At 47.8% G+C, this 5,312-nt stretch carries 4 protein-coding genes; 1 reads left to right on the top strand and 3 read right to left on the bottom strand.

Annotated elements, in window-relative coordinates; genetic code table 11:
* The 3 genes from RMO84_RS17910 to cysE all read right to left on the bottom strand — a co-directional run.
* On the bottom strand, nt 1–759 hold a 759-nt coding region (locus RMO84_RS17910), incomplete at its 3' end, for an FAD-dependent oxidoreductase (protein WP_310489797.1).
* A gap of 376 nt (nt 760–1,135) precedes the next feature.
* Complete coding sequence (locus RMO84_RS17905; protein ID WP_310489796.1) at nt 1,136–2,128, bottom strand: DUF4351 domain-containing protein; 993 nt, start codon at nt 2,126–2,128, stop codon at nt 1,136–1,138.
* A 30-nt stretch (nt 2,129–2,158) separates the two neighbouring features.
* Nucleotides 2,159–2,914: a serine O-acetyltransferase gene (gene cysE, locus RMO84_RS17900; RefSeq protein WP_310489795.1), complete on the bottom strand. Its 756-nt coding sequence runs from the start codon at nt 2,912–2,914 to the stop codon at nt 2,159–2,161.
* A gap of 202 nt (nt 2,915–3,116) precedes the next feature.
* Between cysE and RMO84_RS17895 the strand changes: the two genes are divergently transcribed.
* On the top strand, nt 3,117–5,312 hold a 2,196-nt coding region (locus RMO84_RS17895; RefSeq protein WP_310489794.1), incomplete at its 3' end, for a hydantoinase/oxoprolinase family protein.

Genomic DNA, 5,312 nt, shown 5'->3' with positions numbered 1-5,312 from the left:
TAATTCTCCCGTCTCCGTAGCATCGACGACATACCAGTCGGCAGGTTTCGCCGCTTGCTGCTCGGGTGTTTTATAAGTGGGGATGAGGATAATTTTTTGCTTTTGAAACTTCGGAGAATCTCGATAACTATAAGCATCTTCGATCGTTTGGGATAGCGGCTCGGTGTTTAGGGGAGCAGTTCCAGATTGGGGTTGATGTTGAATAGCGACTAACGCTGTAATTTGTTGCCCGTTGCCTTTTTTGCCAACGATTAGTTCTTTAACTACGGTATTCGGGAACCAATATAGTTTCCCTTTGCCCTTCTGCTCAGCGTTTTTGAGCATTCCATACAAAATTTTATGCGCATCTTTGGGGACGAAACAAACTTCGCTCACCCAACAACTACCCGCATTTAACTTGCCATAATAATCTTCAACTTTTTGTCGAAATTCCAGATAGCCGCGCGAGAAATATTTTTTCGATCGCTGAGTCGGACGCTCGTCGAGTGCGGATACACCTTGGGAGGTAATCTGTCCGCCCACCCAGTCGGTAATTTCGGTCATGCAGACTTGTTTGCCTGCCAGTAAGCCTTCATAGGCGGTTGCCGTTCCGCTCAATCCACCACCCGCGATCGCGATATCGCACCCAATCGTGCGATTCTCCAGTGGAGAGGCTCCGCCAACGACAGGTTTGGTTTCCGCAGCAAAAGCACTTTGGTAGCCTAATTCGATCGTCAAGATTGAGACCAAACAGGCAGCAGCTAAGGGTCTTTTCATCATTAGTTCGATTGTCAGATGGGTAAATGCAGGGTTTAAGACAATGATGCAGGAGCGTTACATATCTTCAATCCATGGTACACGATCGGGGATCGCCTCTGAGACACCAAAAATTATCGATCGCCCAGAGACGATCGATAATTTTTGGTACATTATTTAGAGATTGACTATATCTTACGGAGCTTTTATCGGATTGAAATCTCTAAAAAAATACGATCGCCAACAATCGTTTTTAATACAAAGCGGCTCGGCGATCTGTATATTTACAGGTTGTCTATTGCCGTTATGATTTGTAGCGTACGAGCGATTTTTATAAATTAGTAGTTGCGCTGTTAGTCGATCGAATAGCTTAAATGCCACGCTCGCTTCCACTATTTTACTACTGTCGATCGTTTAACCAACCGCTCAAATCTCCAGGCTCAGTGAAGTCGAGCAAAGCTTCACCCAACTCCTGTAACTGCCCCAAGGATAACGCTTTGACCTGTGCTTCCAACTCTGTTGAAACAGTCTCAACTCGTCGCTTTAATAAACGCAGAATTAACTCCTGTTGACCTTTCAATGCGCCGCGTTGTTCGCCACGTTGTTCGCCACGTTGTTCGCCGCGTTGTTCGCCGCGTTGTTCGCCACGTTGTTCGCCTTCAAGTCTTGCCCGATCCATCTCGGCTTTGTAGAGAGCATCGATATCCTGCATAGTTTTCATAAACTCTTCTTCCTCCTGCGTTAAACCCGTTACCGACTTTTCACTCAAATACTTGAAATGTTTGATGCATACTTCTAAGATATCATTTCGTTCGCGTCTGGTCGGTGGTAGCTCACTAATATTCGCAAATGCCTGAGTGAGAATGTTGTCTTTACCTAATCCTCTCAACCATAAGGTTGCAGGCGTTTGGGGCAACTCCCTAATTACCACTACTCCTATGCGTAATCCCTCAGCTAGTCGATATACTCCTGTGCCTAATTCTGGATCGGGAACACCTGCGAACGATCGCAAAATCTTCTGAGAGCAGCCTGTTACCAAAATCCAGGTAAACGGAATTTGGGCTGCGGTAAATAGCTCGTTACGCTTTTTATAATCCTTCTCCTCGCCGCTGGTATATAAGTCGAATCGACTCACACATCTAATGATATGACTCGACTTCAAATAGCCACTGTAATGTTCGACAAAGATCGTCGGATGCACTTGCATAAGTTTATCGAATAATCCCAAGTCTTCCGTGTTCCAAGCCGGACTTGCAGGATCGCAGACAAACAGTAAATCTACTTCGAGATTTTCATCGCTTTTGACTCGGACATTGAGATTGACAGTCCCTTTAGTTCGGTACAAAGCAGTTGTATACGCTTTGGAAAAATCATCATCTTGGTAGGGACTCATCGTAGATTAGCCAAGCAAGTCGATTTGCGCTTAAATCCCCGCACCGTCTAAAAACTGGCGAATGACGCGATCGTCTAAATGACAACTGGGGGGCAATTCGACATCTTCAGCGGAAGGAGTTTCAATGCCTTGAACGATCGCGTTGCAAGTTTGCTCGACTTGCATTTTTTGAACTTGTTGTTCTAGACTTTCAATGCGATCGACTAAAGCGCGGATCACTTCTGCCTCAGTATCGGGTAAACTGCCGTGTTCTAATGGCCCTACCCGTTCGCCCGCTCGATATAAGATCCGACCGGGGATACCGACTACCGTACAATCTGAAGGTACGTCTCTGAGTACGACCGAACCCGCACCAATTCTAACGTTACTACCGATTTGGAGATTTCCTAAGACTTTCGCGCCCGCGCCAACTACCACATTTTCACCGAGCGTCGGGTGGCGTTTGCCGCTTTCTTTGCCGGTACCGCCTAAAGTTACGCCTTGATAAATCAGTGCGTAATCGCCAATAATTGCTGTCTCACCGATGACGACACCCATGCCGTGATCGATAAATACGCCCTTGCCGATCGTCGCGCCAGGGTGAATCTCAATCCCTGTAAAAAATCGGGCTAAATGTGAAATAAAGCGCGGAATAAATGGGACACCCAAGACGTATAACCAATGGGCGAACCGATGTAGTGATAATGCTTGCAGCCCTGGATAGCAGAAGAGAACTTCTACCCAGTTTCGGGCAGCAGGATCGCGATCGAAAATAATTCGGAAATCAGCAATTAGTTGTGAAAGCACGGCAAGTGTTCCATTATCCCTAGTAGTCTACTAAGTATTTTAGCTGTTATTTGTCGATCGATGTCAGTGGGGTTTACCTCCTCTAGATGTTCGGCGTTCGCATTACGCTGCCAGTGGTGGCGGTAGCGACTGAAACTGCTTGGTAAACATTTGATTTGGGATTAATCTCATAACAGCTTGTAAGACAGGGGCAATTCTCGCTATGACTACTGAAAATCATCGCTGGCAATTTTGGATCGATCGCGGTGGTACCTTTACAGATATCGTCGCCCAACGTCCCAATGGCGAACTGCTGGTTCATAAATTACTTTCGGAAAACCCCGCTAGATATCCAGATGCCCCGATTCAAGGCATCCGTGAGATCTTGGGCTTGGCTGCCGACGAAGCAATTCCGGTAGAGGCGATCGAATGCATCAAAATGGGTACTACCGTTGCCACCAATGCCCTGTTAGAACGTGCTGGGGATAAAACTTTACTCATCATCACCAAAGGCTTCGGCGATGCATTGCGCATTGGCTATCAACATCGCCCCCAGATTTTTGCACGGGAAATCGTCTTACCAGAAATGCTCTACGACCGAGTCGTAGAAGTTGCCGAACGCTATACAGCACAGGGCGAAGAATTAATCCCCTTGCAAGTTGACGATACTCTAAAGCAATCGCTACAAACTGCTTATGACGATGGCATTCGATCGTGTGCGATCGCTTTTTTGCACGGTTATCGCTATCCCGCCCACGAATTGCAAGTAGCCGAACTCGCCCGCGAAATCGGCTTCACTCAAATCTCCCTCTCCCACCAAGTTAGCCCCTTGATTAAACTAGTCAGTCGCGGCGACACCACCGTCGTCGATGCCTATCTTTCCCCCATCCTCCGCCGCTACGTCGATTCATTTTCAAATAATCTAACCAAATCCCCACTCCCTGAACTCCTCTCACTCCCCGCACCCCGCACCCCGCACCCCGCTTTGCTATTCATGCAATCCAACGGCGGCTTGACAAGTGCCCAAAACTTCCAAGGCAAAGACAGCATTTTATCTGGCCCCGCTGGAGGAATAGTCGGTGCGGTCAAAACTAGCGCGATGGCGGGATTTACCAAAATCATTGGCTTTGATATGGGTGGGACATCTACCGATGTTTCCCATTACAACGGCGCATACGAGCGCACTTTAGAAACCGAAGTTGCTGGTGTAAGATTGCGATCGCCGATGATGGCAATTCACACTGTCGCGGCTGGTGGTGGGTCGATTTTGTATTTTGATGCAGGACGTTATCGCGTCGGCCCCGACTCGGCTGGAGCGGATCCTGGCCCCGCTTGCTATCGCAATGGTGGCTCGTTGACGGTCACGGATGCAAATGTGATGCTGGGCAAACTGCAACCGGATTGTTTTCCCGCTGTCTTTGGTGCGACTGGCGATGTACCATTGGATGCTGAGATCGTCCGTGCAAATTTTGCACGCATAGCCGCTGAAATTAAGGAGAGTATGGGGGATAATCGATCGCCAATCCAAGTTGCTGAGGGGTTTGTGTCGATCGCGATCGATAAAATGGCATCGGCGATTAAAAAAATTTCCAGTCAGCGCGGCTACGATGTGGGCGAATACACACTTTGCTGTTTTGGTGGCGCGGGGGGACAACATGCGTGTTTGTTGGCAGAAGCTTTGGGGATGAACCAAATTTTCTTGCATCCTTACGCGGGAGTATTATCTGCCTATGGGATTGGTTTGGCGGATGTGCGGGTATTGAAGGAAGAAGCGATCGAATTACCGCTAATTACCGATAATATTTTGAATATTGAAAGTGTACTCAACAGGTTGACTCAAATCGGACAATCCGAACTAATTAATCAAGACGTAGCCCTTGTTAAGATTGAAATTCTTCGACGGGTATATCTTCGATATGCTGGCACCGATGCACCTTTATTGGTGGAGTTTTCGACGGATGTGGAAGTGATGCGATCGCAATTCGAGGCAATTTATCAGCAAAGTTACGGCTTTGCGATGACCGAGCGAGATATTATCATCGAATCGGCAATGGTAGAAGCGATCGGTTTGATGCCGAGTCCAAACGAGCCAGTCTTAATTGCAGTCAGAACTACGCCCTTAACTCCTCGCAAGACTGTCTCGATCTACACCAAAGGGAGTTGGCATGAGGCGGGTGTCTTCGATCGATCGGATTTGTGTGCGGGCGATCGTATTATCGGCCCTGCAATTATTATCGAACCGACTGGTACGAATGTTATCGAGCCGGATTGGGTTGCCGAGTTGACATCCAAAAATCATTTGATTTTGACTTGTGAACCGTATGAGGTAGGGGCAATTTATGAATTGCCCCTACCTCATACGGCGAATCCCCTAGAGTTACTGCGTAGTCCTTTACCCTACCCCAGCCCTCCCCTTGAA

This window comes from Chamaesiphon sp. VAR_69_metabat_338, assembly GCF_031423935.1.
GTDB lineage: Bacteria > Cyanobacteriota > Cyanobacteriia > Cyanobacteriales > Chamaesiphonaceae > Chamaesiphon.
Note: the sequence above shows the minus strand (reverse complement) of the source record. Positions and strands in the feature narration are given on the sequence as shown.

Excerpts from the sequence above, each read along its gene's own strand:
- RMO84_RS17905 (WP_310489796.1), bottom strand. The coding sequence starts at position 2,128 with ATGAGTCCCTACCAAGATGATGATTTTTCCAAAGCGTATACAACTGCT.